Origin of the sequence: Pseudomonas orientalis (assembly GCF_022807995.1) — a bacterium.
Lineage (GTDB): Bacteria > Pseudomonadota > Gammaproteobacteria > Pseudomonadales > Pseudomonadaceae > Aquipseudomonas > Aquipseudomonas orientalis_B.
Map to the genome: position 1 here is coordinate 324,712 of NZ_CP094351.1, position 16,779 is coordinate 341,490.

The following is a 16,779-nucleotide window of genomic DNA, read 5'->3' on the forward strand; positions in this document are numbered from 1 at the left end:
CGCTTTTATGTAAAAGCGGCCTTTTTTGTGCCCATAAAATGTGCGCTGAAAATGCTGGCCTCTTCGCGGGGCTAGCCCCAATGCTTGTCAGTTAAGGCTTTTTGTAGGAGCGAGGGGGGCGCCTAGCTCTTGCTCGCGAAAAACTCACAGGCACCGCGTTCATTCAGGAAGCACGCGTTATCGTCGACGTTTTTCGCGAGCAAGCTCGCTCCTACAGAGGGCGGTCTACGCTTAACTGACTGGCATTAGGGCAAGTCAGGCCGAGCGTGCCATGATCAGCCCATTGTCACTGGCCGCTTCCAGACGAATCGCGACGAACTTCGACGTTGGCGTATGGCTACCGTCGCCCGTGCTTTCCAGCGGCACCAGAGGGTTCACTTCCGGATAGTAAGCCGCTGCCTGCCCGGCCGGAATATCAAATGCCAGCAAGGTAAAGCCTTTCACACGGCGCTCACGGCCATCTTCCCACAACGAAATGATGTCGGCCTTCTGCCCCGGCTTGAAGCCCAGGCGGATGATGTCGGCTTCGTTGACGAACAGCACGTCCCGCTGCCCTTTGACCCCGCGATACCGATCGTCCAGGCCATAGATGGTGGTGTTGTACTGATCGTGGGAACGCATCGACTGCATGATCAGGTCCGGCACCCGACCTGTGGCATGGGTGCGCTCATGAATCAGGTCCTTGGGCAGCACGTTCGGCCGGAAGTTGGCGCGGCCCGACGGGGTGTTCCAGCGGCGTGCACCGGCCGAATTGCCCAAGTAGAAGCCGCCGGGATGTTTGATCTTCTCGTTGAAGTCCTTGAAGCCTGGAATGGTATCGGCGATCAGGTCGCGGATGCGTCCGTAGTCGGCGACCAGCCAGTTCCAGTCCACGGGTTTGCTGCCCAGGGTCGCGGCGGCGATGCCGGCCAGGATCGCAGGCTCGGATTTCATCAGCTTCGACAGTGGCTGCAATTGGCCGTTGGAGCCGTGGACCATGCTGAACGAGTCTTCCACCGTCACCGCTTGCGGGCCGTCGGCCTGAATGTCGATGTCGGTACGGCCCAGGCACGGCAGGATCAGGGCGTCTTTACCGTGCATCAGATGGCTGCGGTTGAGCTTGGTGCTGATCTGCACGGTCAGGTCGCAGTTGCGCAGCGCCTCGAAAGTGCGGGTACTGTCGGGCGTGGCCTGGGCGAAGTTGCCGCCCAGCCCGATAAACACCTTGGCGCGGCCTTCGAGCATTGCATGGATGGCTTCGACCACGTTGTGCCCATTGGTACGCGGCACCTGGAACTGGAAGCGACGCTCCAGCGAGTCGAGGAACGCCACCGGTGGGCGCTCGTTGATGCCCATGGTGCGGTCGCCCTGCACGTTGCTGTGGCCGCGTACAGGGCACAGGCCCGCGCCCGGGCGGCCAATGTTGCCGCGCAGCAACATCAGGTTGGCGATTTCCTGGATGGTCGGCACCGAGTGACGGTGCTGGGTGATGCCCATCGCCCAGCACATGATCACGTTCTTGCCTTTGGCGTACATGCGTGCGGCTTGCTCGATCTCCACCAGCGTCAGGCCGGACTGCTCGACGATTTCCTCCCATGAGGTGTCATCGATCTGGCCCAGATAGTCCAGTACGTTCACGGTGTGTTCGTTGAGGAAGTCATGATCGAACACGGCTTCCTTGCCTTCGGCCAGGGCCTGGCGCTCCCATAGCAGCAGGAATTTGGCCATGCCGCGCAGGATGGCCATGTCGCCGCCCAGCGCCGGGCGGAAATAGGCTGTATTGGTCGGCTTGTCGCCGTTGGTGAGCATTTCCAGGGGATGTTGCGGGTGCTGGAAGCGTTCCAGGCCACGTTCCTTCAGGGGGTTGATACATACCACCTGGGCGCCGCGTTTCACCGCTTCGCGCAGCGGCTCAAGCATGCGCGGGTGATTGGTGCCGGGGTTCTGGCCCCAGACGAAAATCGCGTCGGCATGTTCGAAGTCATCAAAGGTTACGGTGCCTTTGCCCACGCCCACACTCTGTGCCAGGGCGACGCCGCTGGCTTCGTGGCACATATTCGAGCAGTCGGGGAAGTTGTTGGTGCCGTAGGCGCGCACGAACAGCTGATACAGGTAGGCGGCTTCGTTGCTGGCGCGGCCAGAGGTGTAGAACTCGGCCATGTCCGGGCTGGGCAGAGCATTGAGGTGCTTGCCGACCAGGTCGAACGCGGCTTCCCAACTGATGGGCTGATAGCGGTCGGTCTCGGCGTTGTAGCGCATCGGCTCGGTGAGACGGCCCTGATATTCCAGCCAGTAATCGCTTTGCTCCAGCAGCGCGGTAACGCTGTGCTTGGCGAAGAATGCGGCGTCCACGCGGCGCTTGGTGGCCTCCCAGTTGACCGCCTTGGCGCCGTTTTCGCAGAACTTGACCATGCCGCTTTCCGGCGAGTCGCCCCAGGCGCAGCCCGGGCAGTCGAAGCCGCCGTTCTGGTTGGTCTTGAGCATCATGCGCAGGTTTTTCAGCGCGTTGTCGCTGGTCAGCCAGGCTTGCGCCACGCTGATCAACGCACCCCAGCCGCCGGCCGGGCCTTTATAGGGCTTGTAGCGTGGGGTCGGGGTCTGGTCGGCTTGGTGGTGAAGGCTCATGGCTGGTACTCCATCGCAGGGCTGTAAACCCGCGGCGCGCTTTTCTGCGGCAGGTGGATGAGATTGAGGTTATGCCGGCGCGCCCATTGCAGGGCCAGGCCGGTGGGCGACGACAGGCTGATCAGGGTCTGGATGCCCGCGCGCAGGACTTTCTGGATCAATTCGAGACTGCAGCGGCTGGTGACAATCGCCAGGCCGCCGTCGGTCGGAATTTCTTGGCGAATCAGTGCGCCAATCAATTTATCCAGGGCGTTATGCCGACCGATGTCTTCGCGGCCCATCAGCAATTCGCCCTGATTGTTCATAAAGATCGCCGCATGCACGGCGCCGCTGTATTGGCCCAGGGGTTGAAACGCACTGATGCGCTGGCGCAGGCCATCAAGCCAATCGGCCGGTGGCAAGGGCGCGCCGGGCAGCACCTGAAGATCAGGCAAGGCTTGCTCCACAGCTTCTACGCCGCACAGGCCGCAGCCGCTGGTACCTGCCAATTGGCGGCGCTGCTGCTTGAGGTTCCAGAACGCACGGCTGGAAATCTGTACCTGGGCGTACTGGGCGGAGCCGGAACCGCTGATCTTCAGGTCATAGATGTCGCTGACGTCGGTGATAATGCCGCTGCCAATGCTGAAGCCGACGATGAAATCTTCCAGGTCAGTCGGCGTCACCAGCATGACGGCCTGGCTGATGTCGTTATACGCAATCGCCAGCGCCACCTCTTCGGCCAGCGCAGTGCTGCCGACTTCGGTGTGTTCCAGATTGCTGTACTGGTAGCTGTGGCTGGCGGCGGGCGCGGGCGTTTCAAGGGCGGGCGCCGCGCAGGTGGGGCGCTTGGCGTTCATGGGGCAGTACCACCGGCGGATTGATCAGTGTTCAGACTAGGCGCGACAAAGGGTCGCGTCTAATCGCCAGTATTGATGTATTGATAGATAGCGTCGATCAAGGTTCGGTTTTTCGTCCAGGAGTGGACCTGGAACCCAAACCCCCGGGACTGGTCTAGTCTTGGGCATCAGGCACTTAAACCCAAGGAGAGCGCACCATGAGTATTTTCAGTTTTGTTAAGGAAGCAGGCGCGAAATTGATTGATCTGCTGACGCCGGGTAATGCAAACGCCAGTGAGCAGTTGAAGGACCACATCTCCAAGGTTGGCCTTGGAAATCCGAATGTGCAGGCGACCGTTGAGGGTGACAAAGTCACGCTGACGGGTGAAGTCGCGACTCAGGAAGAGAAAGAAAAAATCATCCTGGCGACCGGCAATATCGAAGGTGTCGGCAGTGTTGAAGACAAGCTCACCGTCTCCGGCCCGGTGGTTGCCGCTGCGCGTTTCGTGGTGGTGAAAAAAGGCGACACCCTCAGCGCGATTTCCCTGGCGGTGTACGGCAATGCCAACCAGTACAACAAGATTTTCGAGGCTAACGAGCCGATGTTGTCGCACCCGGACAAGATCTACCCAGGCCAGACCCTGCGTATCCCTGAGTAATACGCAGGATAAAATGAGGAAGCTCGCCCTTTTTGTAGGAGCGAGCTTGCTCGCGAAAAACTCACAGGCACCGCGTTTATGCAGGAAATACGCGTTATCGTTGACGTTTTTCGCGAGCAAGCTCGCTCCTACAGTTTGGTATTAGGGCGTGTCCTCCCTCCCATACTCGCTCAAAGCCCGGTAATAAGTTCTCGATAATTCCCGACGGCTGCGAACTCTGCAGTGTCCTTTGGCCCCTTTTTGCTGTCAGGTTCTTTGACTGCCAGCAGATGCCCCACGCCGAAATCCCTGGCACTGCGCAGAATCGGCAAGGTGTCGTCGATAAACAGGCTACGGGCCGGGTCGAACTGGATATCGGCTTGCAGCGCTTCCCAGAACTGCCGGTTTTCCTTGGGGAAGCCGTAATCGTGGGAACTGATCAGTTGTTCGAAATAGGGCGCCAACTCGATGCGCTCCAATTTCAATGACAATGAATCGCGATGCGCATTGGTGATCATGATCACGCGCTTGCCGGCCTGTTTGATCGCCGCCAGGAACGTATCGGCGTCCGGGCGCAGGGCGATCAGGTGGGCGGTTTCCAGCTTGAGTTCGCGCACCGGGATTGCAAGCTCGGCGCTCCAGAAGTCCAGGCAATACCATTGCAACTGTCCGGCGTTACGCTCGAACAGCGGCTGCAATTCCAGGTGCGCCATGGCCAGGCTCACGCCGTGCAGCTCGGCGTAGCGTTGCGGCAGGTGCTCCATCCAGAAGTGGTTGTCGTAATGCAGGTCGAGCAAGGTGCCGTCCATGTCCAGCAGGACGGTGTCGATGGCGTGCCAGGGCAAAGAGGGCATGGGGCGTTCTCATGTAAGTAAAGATATCCGACACAGACAATCGGAAAAGCCACGGTATAGTAACCCGATCACGCCAAGGAGCCGTTTATGCGCCAGAAACCCACCGTCCTCGCCCGCGAAATAGTCGCCAGTAGCCGTTTGTTCCGCGTGGAGGAGGTGCAATTGCGCTTTTCCAATGGCGTTGAGCGGACCTACGAACGTCTGGTGGGCCGTGGTGCCGGTTACGGCGCAGTGATGATCGTGGCGATGATCGACGAAGATCATGCATTGCTGGTGGAAGAGTACTGCGGTGGCACCGATGAATATGAGTTGTCCTTGCCCAAGGGCTTGATCGAGCCTGGCGAGGATGTGCTGGCGGCGGCGGACCGCGAACTCAAGGAAGAGGCCGGCTATGGCGCGCGTCAGTTGGAACATATCACCGAGCTGTCGCTGTCGCCCGGCTATATGAGCCAGAAAATCCAGGTGGTGCTGGCCACCGATCTTTATGAAGAGCGCCTGGAAGGCGATGAGCCTGAGCCGATGCGCGTGGAGCGGGTCAACCTGCGTGAGCTGTCGGCGCTGGCGCAGAATGAGCAGTTCAGCGAGGGCCGGGCGCTTGCCGCGCTGTACCTGGTGCGGGACCTGCTGACCCAGCGTGGAGTGTTCAGCGTATGAGCGAGCTGTTCCTGGGCCACCCGTTTATCGCGCCGGTCATTGAATTGGCGCGCCAGGCCGGTGAAGCCATCCTGCCGTACTGGCGTGCCGATGTAGCGGTGACCTCCAAGGCGGATGATTCGCCGGTGACGGCCGCCGATCTGGCCGCCCATCATCTGATTCTCGCGGGGCTCACGGCGCTGGACCCGAGCATTCCGGTGCTGTCCGAAGAAGACGCCGATATCGACCAGAGCGTACGCGCCGGCTGGCAGCGTTGGTGGCTGGTGGACCCGCTGGACGGCACCAAGGAGTTCATCAGCGGCAGTGAAGAGTTCACGGTCAATATTGCCTTGATCGAGCAGGGCCGCGTTGTGTTCGGCGTGGTCTCGATGCCCACCAGCGGCCGTTGCTATTTCGGCGGCGCGGGCCTGGGGGCTTGGCGTTCGGACGTGGATGCGGCGCCCAGGCAGATTCAGGTGCGCCAGACTCCGGCTGCGGGTGAAGCCTTTACCGTGGTTGCCAGCCGCCGTCATACCAGCCCGGAGCAGGAGCGTTTGCTGGAGGGGCTGAGCCAGGGTTTGGGCGAGCTGAAACTGGCGAATATCGGCAGCTCCTTGAAGTTCTGCCTGTTGGCCGAGGGCAGCGCCGATTGCTATCCGCGTCTGGCGCCGACGTCGCAGTGGGACACCGCAGCGGCGCAAGGCGTGCTGGAAGGGGCGGGGGGCGAGGTGCTGGAGTTGAGTGGCAAGCCGTTCAGCTACCCGGCGCGGGAATCGTTGTTGAACCCGTTCTTTCTTGCGTTGCCGGCCAAGGCTGAATGGCGGGAGCGCTTGTTGAGCCTGGCCAGATCTTAAGACCTGCGCAAATTAAAAATGTGGGAGGGGGCTTGCCCCCGATTGCGGTGTAACAGTCAGAAGCGGGTTGTCTGACACACTGCTATCGGGCGCAAGCCCCCTCCCACATTTTGATTTGTGTGATGGCGGCTAGCGGTGGAGGACGTATTGGCCGGTGAAGGTTACTGCGCGGTCTTCAATGCCCTTATTCACAATCCACGTCTGCAGCGCCAGGCGCGCTCGGCCATGGCGTTTGTAGGTGGCCACAAAGCGCGTCCACACCTTTTCCTCCGGCGCTGCGCAAATCACCGTCGCGTCCTGGGTCACCGGCAACGGATAACTGATCTGCCCTTCCTGAATCACAATATGCCCGTCTTCAATGCCGTCTTCGCGCAATTTCAGGTGCAACCAGCCCCAGCCTGCCAGTACGGCGCCGCAGTAGAGGCTGCCGCCAAACATGGTGCTCTTGTGGTTGATATTGGCTTGCAAGGGTAGATGCAGTTGCAGCTGGCCGTGTTGCCAGTCGAGCACCTTGAGCCCCATTTCGCGGGTGAGGGGGATGTCGTGGTGGAGGACGGATTCCAGGTAACGGCTGTCGCGGCTCATGGCGGTCTCTTGGCGGGTGGACAGGGTCATTCGTCGTCTGCGCTGTGGCTGGCGCTGTCGGCGAAGTTCAGGCCGTGCTTGCGCAGTTTGTCGTGCAGGGTTTTGCGTGGCACGCCGAGGGCTTCGGCGAGGCTGCGCAGGGAGCTGTGGGGCCGGGTCAGTTCGGCGGCGATCAGGCTTTTTTCGAACTGTTCGACTTGCTCGCTCAAACCGCCAGGCGTGGACGTCAGTGTGCTGGCGGATGGATTGTCCGGCGAACTGTCCAGGGCCAGTTCCAGGCCCAGGGCAAAGCGTTCGGCGGCGTTTTGCAGCTCACGCACATTGCCTGGCCAACTGTGACGTAACAGCAGGGCACGTTGCCCCGGTTGCAGTTCGTGCAGCGGCAGGCCGTGGCGGCTGCTGGCTTCGTCGGCAAAATGCTGGAACAGCATCAACGCGTCTTCGCCCCGTTCGCGCAACGGCGGAATGCGCAGCGGCGCGACGTTGAGACGGTAGTACAAGTCGGCGCGGAAACGGCCCTGGTCGGCGGCCTGGCGCAGATCTTCCTTGGTGGCGGCGATGATGCGGATGTCCAGAGGGATCAACTGGTTGCCGCCCAGGCGCTCCACCACGCGTTCCTGTAACAGGCGTAGCAGCTTGACCTGCACGTCCAGGCTCATGCTTTCGATTTCATCGAGAAACAGCGTGCCGCCGTTGGCGAATTCGAACTTGCCGATACGGCGCTTCTGCGCGCCGGTAAACGCGCCCGGTTCATGGCCGAACAGTTCGCTTTCCACGACTGACTCGGCCAGCGCGCCGGCGTTGATCGCCACGAACGGGCCGCTGCGCCGGTTCGAAAGATCGTGCAGGGCGCGGGCGACGACCTCCTTGCCGGCGCCGGTTTCGCCGAGGATCAGCACATCGGCCCTGGTCGCCGCCAGCGCACCGATTTGCTCGCGCAGGCGCAGCATCTGCGGCGAATGCCCGACCAGGCGGGTGCTCAGTTGCTGGCGATCGCTGAGCGCCAGGCGCAGGCTGCGGTTGTCCAGCACCAGGCGGCGCAGGGCCAGGGCGCGGCGTACGCTGTCGAGCAGGGCGTCGCTGGCGAAGGGTTTTTCAAGGAAGTCGTAGGCGCCGGCGCGCATGGCCTGCACCGCCAGCGGCACGTCGCCGTGGCCGGTGATCAGCAGCACGGGCAGGTCCGGGTCCTGGCCGTGCAGCTCGGCGAGCAGCTCCAGGCCGTCCATGCCCGGCATGCGGATATCACTGACCACTACGCCGGGCCAGTCTCGCGACAGGCGCGCGGTGAGGCCGCTGGCTTCACCCAGGGGCAGCACTTTCAGCCCGGCCAGGTCGAGGGTCTGGCATAGCGCCTGACGCAAGTGGGGATCGTCGTCGATCAGCACCACCTGAATCTGGTTATCGATACTCATACACTGCGGTCCTCGGACGGTTGCACACTGACGCCCGGCGAGCCGGCGCGCAGTTTCAGGGTTAACAGCGCGCCGCCTTCCTTGTGGTTGGCGAACAGCAGTTCGCCGCCGAAGGCACGCATCAGGGTGTCGCAGATCGCCAGGCCCAGGCCCAGGCCCTGGGTGCGCGTCTTGGTGGTGTAGAACGGCTCGCTGGCGCGGCCCAGGGCTTCCATGCAAAAGCCGGGGCCGTTGTCGCGGATATACAGGTTGACGCCCTGCTCGGTGGCTTGGGCACTCAGCCATAGTTTGCGTGGCGGGCCTTTTTCGGTGAGGGCATCGAGGGCATTGGCCAGCAGGTTGCCCAGCACCTGGCGCAGACGGGTTTCACCGGCTTGTACCCACAGGGTCGCCTCGGGTAAGTCGCGGATCAATTCCACTTCCATCGAGCGCCGCCGCTTGCCCAGCAAGGCCAGCGCATCGTCCAGCGCCGGTTGCAACGCCACGCTTTCCGGCGCGTGGCGGTCACGGCGGGCGAACGCGCGCAAGTGCGCGATGATCGACGCCATGCGCCCGGTCAGTTCGCTGATCAATTTGAGGTTGCCGCGGGCATCGGCGGTGCGTTCATGGTCGAGCAGCACTTCAGCATTCTCCGCGTAGCTGCGAATCGCTGCCAGGGGTTGGTTCAGTTCATGGCTGATGCTGGCGGACATGGTGCCCAGCGCCGAGAGCTTGCCGGCCTGCACCAGGTCGTCCTGGGCGCGTACCAGTTCCTGCTGGGCGTGTTCGCGCTCCAGCACTTCCTGTCTCAAGCGCCGGTTCAGGCCCTCCAGGTCGCTGGTGCGCTCGGCCACGCGCATTTCCAGTTCGCGGCGGGCCTTGGCTTCGAAGGCGATGCGCTCCAGGTAATGGCGACGGCGCTGCATCATCAAGCCGAGCAGCAGCATCAGCACCAGCAACGTCGCGCCACCGACGGCCACCACGGTACGCACCGGGCGGTTGATCAAGGATCGGGGGGCAAGAATTTCCACGTTCCAGCCGGTTTCGGCGATGGCGGTGGATTGGCGCAGCCAGGCGCTGCTGCTGAGGTTCAGTGGCTGCGGATCACGGGTCGGATAGGGCTGGATGGCAATAATGGCCTGGCGTTCTTCGGCGCTCAGCGGGCGCGTGGCGCGGAACCGCCATTGCGGGCGCGAGGTGAGGATCACCACGCCATTGTGGTCGGTCACCAGCAGTTGTTCCGGGGTGTTTCCCCACAGGCTCTCGGTGTGGTCCAGGTCGACCTTGACCACCAGCACGCCAATGATTTTTTCGTCATCGCGCACGGCGGCGGCGAAGAAATAGCCGCGCTTGGCCGAGGTGGTGCCCAGCCCGAAAAAGCGCCCCAGGCGCCCGGCCATGGCTTCGCTGAAATAGGGGCGAAAGGAAAAATTGCGCCCGACAAAGCTGTCCTGTTTATCCCAGTTGGACGCGGCGAGGGTCTTGCCGGTGGTGTCCATCAGGTACATCACCTCCACCCCGGCCTGGGCGGCGACGTCCTTGAGCAGCAGGTTGGCGTTGACCAGATTGGTACTGACGTGCGGCGCATCCAGCGCGGTGCGCAACGCTGGCAGGTCGCCGAGGATCTGCGGCAGCACTTCATAGCGATGCAGGGTGCCCAGCAGGTTGGCGACGTACAGGTCGAGGGTCTGACGGTTCTGCCCGGCCAGCTCGCTGCGGTAGTAGCGCTCGGCCAAGTGCTCCAGCGGCCATAGCAGCGGCGCCAGGCACAGCGCCAGCAGGGCCAGGCTGCGCCAGCGGGGTCTTCGCGGAAGAGGTGGGGTCATGGGAATCGTGCGCCTGTGGGTACAGGCGCATTATGCCTAGTGCTGCCTGGCAAGACACTCGTGCAATGCGTCCTGCCAGTGCGGCTGGCTGACGTGCCACTGCTGCTGCAGGCGGCTGCAATCGAGGCGCGAGTTCAGCGGGCGCCGGGCGGGTGTCGGATAGGCGCTCGACGGGATCGCTTCCAGTTCGGCGCAGGGTTTGCCTGCCGCGCGCAGGGCTTCGCCAATGGCCTGGGCAAAGCCGAACCATGACGTTTCACCTTGGGCAGTCAGGTGATAAACGCCCCAATCCCCGGCGTCACCGGCTTGCCAGCGCTCGATCAGTGCACGCGTACTGTCGGCGATGGTCCCGGCCCACGTCGGCGCGCCGATCTGGTCGGCGACGATACGCATCTGCGGTTTCTCCTGCAGCAGACGCTGCATGGTCAGCAGGAAGTTCTTGCCGTGGCTCGAATATACCCAGCTGGTGCGCAGAATCAGGTACTTGCCGCCCACGGCTGCAATTGCCTGTTCTCCCGCCAGTTTGCTCTGGCCGTAAACACCCAGAGGGTTGGGCGGGTCATTTTCGGTGTAGGGAGCAGGTTTGCCGCCATCGAACACGTAGTCGGTGGAGTAATGAATCAGCGGGACGCCAAGTGCCTTGGCTTCTTCGGCGAGAATGCCGGGAGCGATGGCGTTGATGGCGAAGGCTGCGTCCGGCTCGCTTTCGGCCTGATCGACCGCCGTGTGGGCGGCGGCGTTGATGATCAGGTCGGGACGCTGAGCGCGCACGTGTCGGCGAATCTGCTCGGCGTTAGCCAGATCAAGTGGGTCGCGGCCCAGCACGACGAGCTCGCCCAGGCCCTGAAGGCGTTGTTGCAGCGCCTGGGAGACCTGGCCGTGCTGACCGGTGATCAATATCTTCAGGGGCGCTGTCACGGGAACAGGTCCGCATCCCTCAGGCTTTTTCCGACCTGATCCTTGGCGGACAGGGTCGGTGGGCCGTCGAGCTGCCAATCGATATTGAGGTCCGTGTCGTCCCAGCGGATACAACGCTCTGCCGACGGCGTGTAGTAATCCGTCGTCTTGTAGAGGAATTCGGCGTAATCACTCAGCACAAGGAAACCGTGGGCAAAACCCGGTGGTATCCACAGCTGCCGATTGTTTTCGGCAGACAGGCGCACGCTGGCCCATTTACCGAAATGAGCAGAGCTGCGGCGGATATCCACCGCCACATCCAGCACTTCCCCAGCCGTCACACGCACCAGTTTTCCCTGGGCGTGTTCGACCTGGTAGTGCAGGCCACGCAGCACGCCTTTCAGCGAGCGTGAGTGGTTGTCCTGCACAAACTGGAGTTTCAAACCGCTGGCCTTTTCAAACTCGCGGGCATTGAAGCTCTCATAAAAAAAGCCGCGGTCATCGCCGAACACCTTCGGTTCGATGACCAATACACCAGGCAGCTCAGTGGCGCTTACATTCATTTAGGGTTCCCGGCCAGCGTGTACAAATACTGACCATAGCCGGTTTTGCCGAAATATTTGGCGCGTTCCAGCAAATAGTCACGATCAATCCAGCCGTTTTCGTAAGCGATTTCTTCCAGGCAGGCGACTTTCAAGCCCTGGCGGTGCTCGATGGTCTGCACGTAAGTGGACGCTTCCAGCAGGCTGTCATGGGTGCCGGTGTCGAGCCAGGCAAAGCCGCGACCGAAACGTTCAACGTGCAGGTCGCCGCGCTTGAGGTAGGCATTGTTGACGTCGGTAATTTCCAGTTCGCCGCGTGGCGAAGGCTGGACGGCCTTGGCGATCTTGATCACGTCGTTGTCATAGAAATACAGGCCAGTCACCGCATAGCTGGATTTAGGCTGCGTCGGTTTTTCCTCGATCGACAGGGCACGGCCTTCCTTGTCGAAATCGATCACGCCGAAACGCTCCGGGTCCTTGACCCAGTAGCCGAACACCGTGGCGCCGGACGGGCGTTTTGCGGCATTGCGCAACTGATCGCCGAAGTGCTGACCGTGGAAGATGTTGTCCCCCAGGATCAGGCACACCGGGTCATCACCGATGAACTCTTCGCCAATGATGAACGCCTGGGCCAAACCATCGGGCGAAGGCTGTTCCGCATAGCTGAAGCGTACGCCGAACTGGCTGCCGTCACCCAGGAGGTTGCGGTATTGCGGCAGGTCCACTGGCGTTGAGATCACCAGGATGTCCTTGATCCCCGCCAGCATCAGCACCGAGATCGGGTAGTAGATCATCGGCTTGTCATACACCGGCAACAGTTGTTTGGACACGCCCAGGGTAATGGGGTGCAAACGGGTGCCGGAACCGCCGGCCAATACAATTCCCTTCATCATGCGATCAGATCCTTTACGTCAGTATTGCCAAGTCGTTCACCCTGATAACTGCCATCCTGGACCCTGCGGCACCATTCCAGGTTATCGAGGTACCACTGCACGGTCTTGCGCAGGCCGGTCTCAAAGGTTTCTTCCGGGACCCAGCCCAGCTCGCGCTCGATTTTGCTGGCGTCGATCGCATAGCGCTGGTCGTGGCCCGGACGGTCCTTGACGAAAGTGATCAGGTCGGTGAATTTTTCCACGCCGGCCGGACGCTGTGGCGCCAGCTCTTCCAGCAGCGCGCAGATGCCGCGCACGACGTCGATGTTCTTTTGTTCGTTGTGGCCGCCGATGTTGTAGGTCTCGCCCACCACACCCGTCGTCACCACCTTGAGCAGTGCACGGGCGTGATCCTCGACGAACAGCCAGTCGCGCACTTGCAAACCATCGCCATACACCGGCAGCGGCTTGCCTGCGAGGGCGTTGAGAATCACCAGCGGGATGAGCTTTTCAGGGAAGTGGAACGGCCCGTAGTTGTTCGAGCAGTTGGTCAACAGCACCGGCAGGCCGTAGGTACGCTGCCAGGCGCGGACCAGATGGTCGGAGGCGGCCTTGCTGGCCGAGTACGGCGAGCTGGGGGCGTAGGGCGTGGTTTCGGTGAACAGATCGTCCACTCCGTGCAGGTCGCCGTACACCTCGTCGGTGGAGATGTGGTGGAAACGGAACGCGCTTTTCGCAGGTTCTGCCAGCTTCTGCCAATAGGCACGGGTGGCTTCCAGCAGGCTGTAGGTGCCGACAATGTTGGTCTGGATAAAATCCGACGGGCCGTCGATGGAACGGTCCACATGGGACTCGGCCGCCAGGTGCATGATCGCGTCCGGCTCAAAGCGCGCCAGTACGGCGCTGACGGTGGCCTGGTCGATGATATCGGCCTGGACGAACTCATAGCGGCTGTTGGACGCAATGCTGGCCAGCGACTCAAGGTTGCCGGCGTACGTGAGCTTGTCCAGGTTGAGCACTTCATGCTCAGTGTGCTGGATCAGATGCCGGATCAGGGCCGAGCCAATAAATCCGGCACCGCCGGTGATGAGAATGCGCATGTCGAGGGCCTTTTCCTTAGACGGACATTAAGCGAAAGAAGCATAGCTTGAGTTGTGAATCGAGCGGGCGCAAGCGCGGCGAGCGGGAGGGGTTGATTAACGCCCCCGAACAATGGCGATATAGACGCCTGATAAAACCGAGGTCGTCACAATGTTGCTTGCCACATTGATCCATCGTGCCAGCTTGCCGTGCCCCCAGTTGAGCCTTGAACAGGCGGCCCATCTGCTTGAGCAGCATTATGGCCTTAGCGGCACATTGCAATCATTGGGCAGTCAACAAGACCTTAACTTCAGGATTGACAGCGCCCAGGGCCGCTTCGTTCTGAAAATCTGCCGGGGTGACTACGCGGCCATTGAGCTCCAGGCCCAGCATGCGGCCCTCAACGCGCTGCAGGCAAACGTGCAGGTACGCGTGCCCAGGGTGATCAAGGCCCTCAATGGCGATGAGCTGCTGAGCGTCACCGTCGACGGACAACCCCTGCATCTGCGGCTACTGGACTACATCGACGGCCAGCCCCTGACTCATTTGCCTCATCTGGGCCGCGACGTGATCGCAGGCTTCGGCGACCTGTGCGGGCGCATGAGCCTGGCGCTGGCAACGTTCACCCATCCCGGCCTGGACCGCACCCTGCAATGGGACCCGCGCCACGCGCAAGCGCTGATCAAGCATTTGCTGGCGACTTTGCCCGACCTCGCCCATCGCGCCGCGCTGGAACAGGTCGCCTTACAGGTCGAGGCGCATATGGGGCCTTTGGCTGCGCACTTGCCCTGGCAGGCCGTGCACATGGACATCACCGACGACAATGTGGTGTGGCAGCGTGATGCTCAGCGGCACTGGCAGGTCCAGGGTGTAATCGATTTCGGCGACCTGGTGCATACCTGGCGCATTGCCGACCTGTCAGTCACCTGCGCCGCGCTGCTGCACCATGCCGAGGGCGACCCGTTTGCCATCCTGCCAGCGATCCGCGCTTGCCACGCGGTCACGCCGTTGCAGCATGCAGAGTTGCGCGCGCTGTGGCCGCTGATCGTGGCCCGCGCAGCGGTGCTGGTACTGAGCAGCGAGCAGCAGCAACGCCTGGACCCTGATAACGCCTACCTGTTGAAGAACGCCGAGCACGAGTGGGAAATTTTCCACGTCGCGACATCGGTGCCGTTCGAATTGATGGAGGCGGCGATCCTCACGGGTGTCGGTGAGACGTTGGCAGAGTTGACCACCCAGGAATTTGCCCCATTGCTGCCAGGGCTGGTCGGGCGGGAATTCGCATTGATCGACCTGGGCGTACTCAGCCCGCATTTCGAGGCGGGCAACTGGGAGACGCCTGGCATCGATCAACGATTGCTGGACGAAGCGGCGGCTGTGCATGGACTGGCGGCCAGCCGTTATGGGCAATACCGGTTGTCGCGCACCCGTCCGGACAGCGCTGTGGAGCCGGACACGTTTCCCCTTCACGTCGAATTGCATCTGCCCCCTGGCACAGTGGTTGAAGCCCCTTTCGCAGGGACCTTGCGCGAGGGGGCTGACGGCTTGCTGTGTGTGCATGACGAGCGCCTGAGTCTGCGCGTATGGGGCGTGAAAACGCCGCTCGATCCCGGTGCAGTGGTCGTGAAAGGGCAGGTACTCGGTGAAGTCCACGGGCCGTTGATCGTGCAACTGTGTCGTACCGACCTTGAGGCACCGCTGTTCTGTGCCCCCTCCAAGGCGCCGGCCTGGCAAGCGTTGTGCCCGTCACCTGCGGCGCTGCTTGGGCTGGCCTGCGACGCCGAACCGGAGCTGGACCCCGAGGCGCTGCTGGCCCGGCGCGACGCCAGCTTCGCCCGCTCGCAGAAGCATTACTACGTTGACCCGCCGCGTATCGAGCGCGGCTGGCGCAATCACCTGATCGACATGCAGGGCCGCTCCTACCTGGACATGCTCAACAACGTGGCCGTGCTGGGCCACGGCCACCCGCGCATGGCGGCGGTGGCGGCGCGGCAGTGGTCATTGCTCAACACCAACTCGCGATTTCACTACGCGGCGATTGCCGAGTTTTCCGAGCGCCTGCTGGCGCTGGCGCCGGAGGGCATGGATCGGGTGTTTCTGGTCAACAGCGGCACCGAGGCCAATGACCTGGCGATCCGCCTGGCCTGGGCCTACAGCGGCGGGCGCGACATGCTCAGTGTGCTGGAGGCTTATCACGGCTGGTCGGTGGCGGCGGACGCGGTGTCGACCTCGATTGCCGATAATCCCCAGGCGTTGAGCAGCCGCCCGGACTGGGTGCACCCGGTGACGGCGCCGAATACCTACCGTGGTGAGTTTCGCGGGCCGGACAGTGCGCCTGACTATGTACGAAGCGTGGAGCACAACCTGGCGAAAATCGCGGCGAGCCAACGTCAACTGGCAGGTTTCATCTGCGAGCCGGTGTATGGCAACGCCGGTGGTATTTCATTGCCGCCGGGCTACTTGCAGCAGGTTTATGGGTTGGTCCGCGCCCAGGGCGGCGTGTGTATCGCCGATGAGGTGCAGGTGGGCTATGGCCGCATGGGGCATTTTTTCTGGGGCTTTGAAGAGCAAGGCGTGGTGCCGGACATCATTACCATGGCCAAAGGCATGGGCAACGGGCAGCCGCTGGGGGCGGTGATCACCCGTCGCGAAATTGCCGAGGCCCTGGAAGCCGAGGGTTATTTTTTCTCCTCATCGGGCGGTAGCCCGGTCAGTTGCCGTATCGGCATGGCGGTACTGGATGTGATGGAGGAAGAAAAACTGTGGGAAAACGCCCAGGTAGTAGGGGGATATTTCAAGGCCCGCCTGCAAGCGTTGATCGAGCACCATCCGTTAGTCGGTGCGGTGCACGGTTCCGGCTTCTATCTGGGGCTGGAGCTGGTGCGTGACCGCCAAACCCTGGAACCTGCGACGCAGGAGACGGCGCTGTTATGTGACCGTCTGCGCGAACTGGGGGTTTTCATGCAGCCGACCGGCGACTATCTGAACATCCTCAAGATCAAGCCGCCGATGGTGACTACCCGGCGCAGTGTGGATTTTTTCGTCGACATGCTGTCGAAGGTGCTCGACGAACAGTTGTAACAAGTCGATTGTTATCGACTGCATTTGATGAAATTTATTTTCCGCCCTGTTTTTTAGCTACTAAAGCCGATATTTATCCGTTATAAAGTCGGCTTTCACCCCCCATT

Annotated in this window: 14 protein-coding genes; 4 read left to right on the forward strand and 10 right to left on the reverse strand. The window is 61.9% G+C overall.

Features of this window, described 5'->3' with window-relative positions:
• Positions 1-255 precede the first annotated feature (255 nt).
• On the reverse strand, positions 256-2,604 hold the full coding sequence (locus MRY17_RS01325) for an FdhF/YdeP family oxidoreductase (RefSeq protein ID WP_124356588.1): 2,349 nt from the start codon (positions 2,602-2,604) through the stop codon (positions 256-258).
• Entirely contained in the window at positions 2,601-3,440 is an 840-nt protein-coding gene (fdhD, locus tag MRY17_RS01330; protein ID WP_191952665.1) for a formate dehydrogenase accessory sulfurtransferase FdhD, read from the reverse strand. Before fdhD ends, MRY17_RS01325 begins: the two co-directional genes overlap by 4 nt.
• 197 nt (positions 3,441-3,637) lie before the next feature.
• Here fdhD and lysM point away from each other — a divergent pair, with 197 nt between their 5' ends.
• Positions 3,638-4,078 carry a peptidoglycan-binding protein LysM gene (gene lysM / locus MRY17_RS01335; RefSeq protein WP_191952666.1) on the forward strand — a complete coding sequence of 147 codons (441 nt, stop codon included), beginning with the start codon at positions 3,638-3,640 and terminating at the stop codon, positions 4,076-4,078.
• Positions 4,079-4,248: 170 nt separating this feature from the next.
• On the opposite strand, the gene yrfG is transcribed toward lysM, so the two are convergent.
• On the reverse strand, positions 4,249-4,911 hold the full coding sequence (yrfG, locus tag MRY17_RS01340; protein ID WP_181282928.1) for a GMP/IMP nucleotidase: 663 nt from the start codon (positions 4,909-4,911) through the stop codon (positions 4,249-4,251).
• Between the two features lie 87 nt (positions 4,912-4,998).
• Here yrfG and nudE point away from each other — a divergent pair, with 87 nt between their 5' ends.
• Complete coding sequence (gene nudE / locus MRY17_RS01345) at positions 4,999-5,565, forward strand: ADP compounds hydrolase NudE (RefSeq protein ID WP_057725448.1); 567 nt, start codon at positions 4,999-5,001, stop codon at positions 5,563-5,565.
• Positions 5,562-6,398, forward strand: a complete 837-nt coding sequence (cysQ, locus tag MRY17_RS01350) for a 3'(2'),5'-bisphosphate nucleotidase CysQ (RefSeq protein ID WP_181282926.1) — start codon at positions 5,562-5,564, stop codon at positions 6,396-6,398. Before nudE ends, cysQ begins: the two co-directional genes overlap by 4 nt.
• A 129-nt stretch (positions 6,399-6,527) precedes the next feature.
• Here cysQ and MRY17_RS01355 read toward each other — a convergent pair whose 3' ends face one another.
• Genes MRY17_RS01355 through rfbB form a run of 7 tightly spaced genes read right to left on the reverse strand, consistent with a single transcriptional unit; the run spans position 6,528 to position 13,611 of the window.
• Positions 6,528-6,983, reverse strand: coding sequence for a thioesterase domain-containing protein (locus MRY17_RS01355; protein ID WP_243353906.1), 456 nt, complete (start codon positions 6,981-6,983; stop codon positions 6,528-6,530).
• Positions 6,984-7,009: 26 nt separating this feature from the next.
• Complete coding sequence (locus MRY17_RS01360; protein WP_181282925.1) at positions 7,010-8,395, reverse strand: sigma-54-dependent transcriptional regulator; 1,386 nt, start codon at positions 8,393-8,395, stop codon at positions 7,010-7,012.
• Complete coding sequence (locus MRY17_RS01365; protein WP_243353165.1) at positions 8,392-10,200, reverse strand: sensor histidine kinase; 1,809 nt, start codon at positions 10,198-10,200, stop codon at positions 8,392-8,394. Before MRY17_RS01365 ends, MRY17_RS01360 begins: the two co-directional genes overlap by 4 nt.
• 36 nt (positions 10,201-10,236) lie before the next feature.
• Positions 10,237-11,118: a dTDP-4-dehydrorhamnose reductase gene (gene rfbD / locus MRY17_RS01370; protein WP_243353166.1), complete on the reverse strand. Its 882-nt coding sequence runs from the start codon at positions 11,116-11,118 to the stop codon at positions 10,237-10,239.
• On the reverse strand, positions 11,115-11,660 hold the full coding sequence (rfbC, locus tag MRY17_RS01375) for a dTDP-4-dehydrorhamnose 3,5-epimerase (RefSeq protein WP_124421991.1): 546 nt from the start codon (positions 11,658-11,660) through the stop codon (positions 11,115-11,117). The genes rfbD and rfbC overlap by 4 nt, the downstream gene beginning before the upstream one ends.
• Entirely contained in the window at positions 11,657-12,532 is an 876-nt protein-coding gene (gene rfbA / locus MRY17_RS01380) for a glucose-1-phosphate thymidylyltransferase RfbA (protein WP_057725455.1), read from the reverse strand. Before rfbA ends, rfbC begins: the two co-directional genes overlap by 4 nt.
• Positions 12,529-13,611: a dTDP-glucose 4,6-dehydratase gene (rfbB, locus tag MRY17_RS01385; RefSeq protein ID WP_032894082.1), complete on the reverse strand. Its 1,083-nt coding sequence runs from the start codon at positions 13,609-13,611 to the stop codon at positions 12,529-12,531. Before rfbB ends, rfbA begins: the two co-directional genes overlap by 4 nt.
• Before the next feature lie 151 nt (positions 13,612-13,762).
• On the opposite strand from rfbB, the gene MRY17_RS01390 reads away from it, so the two are divergent.
• A complete protein-coding gene (locus MRY17_RS01390; RefSeq protein ID WP_243353167.1) occupies positions 13,763-16,672 on the forward strand; it encodes an aminotransferase in 2,910 nt (969 codons plus the stop codon).
• The last annotated feature ends 107 nt before the right edge of the window (positions 16,673-16,779 follow it).

Coding starts and splice junctions, on each gene's coding strand:
- MRY17_RS01355 (WP_243353906.1), bottom strand. CDS start 6,983: ATGAGCCGCGACAGCCGTTACCTGGAATCCGTCCTCCACCACGACATC.
- rfbA (WP_057725455.1), bottom strand. CDS start 12,532: ATGATGAAGGGAATTGTATTGGCCGGCGGTTCCGGCACCCGTTTGCAC.
- yrfG (WP_181282928.1), bottom strand. CDS start 4,911: ATGCCCTCTTTGCCCTGGCACGCCATCGACACCGTCCTGCTGGACATG.
- MRY17_RS01360 (WP_181282925.1), bottom strand. CDS start 8,395: ATGAGTATCGATAACCAGATTCAGGTGGTGCTGATCGACGACGATCCC.
- nudE (WP_057725448.1), top strand. CDS start 4,999: ATGCGCCAGAAACCCACCGTCCTCGCCCGCGAAATAGTCGCCAGTAGC.
- MRY17_RS01325 (WP_124356588.1), bottom strand. CDS start 2,604: ATGAGCCTTCACCACCAAGCCGACCAGACCCCGACCCCACGCTACAAG.
- lysM (WP_191952666.1), top strand. CDS start 3,638: ATGAGTATTTTCAGTTTTGTTAAGGAAGCAGGCGCGAAATTGATTGAT.
- fdhD (WP_191952665.1), bottom strand. CDS start 3,440: ATGAACGCCAAGCGCCCCACCTGCGCGGCGCCCGCCCTTGAAACGCCC.
- rfbC (WP_124421991.1), bottom strand. CDS start 11,660: ATGAATGTAAGCGCCACTGAGCTGCCTGGTGTATTGGTCATCGAACCG.
- rfbB (WP_032894082.1), bottom strand. CDS start 13,611: ATGCGCATTCTCATCACCGGCGGTGCCGGATTTATTGGCTCGGCCCTG.
- MRY17_RS01390 (WP_243353167.1), top strand. CDS start 13,763: ATGTTGCTTGCCACATTGATCCATCGTGCCAGCTTGCCGTGCCCCCAG.
- MRY17_RS01365 (WP_243353165.1), bottom strand. CDS start 10,200: ATGACCCCACCTCTTCCGCGAAGACCCCGCTGGCGCAGCCTGGCCCTG.
- cysQ (WP_181282926.1), top strand. CDS start 5,562: ATGAGCGAGCTGTTCCTGGGCCACCCGTTTATCGCGCCGGTCATTGAA.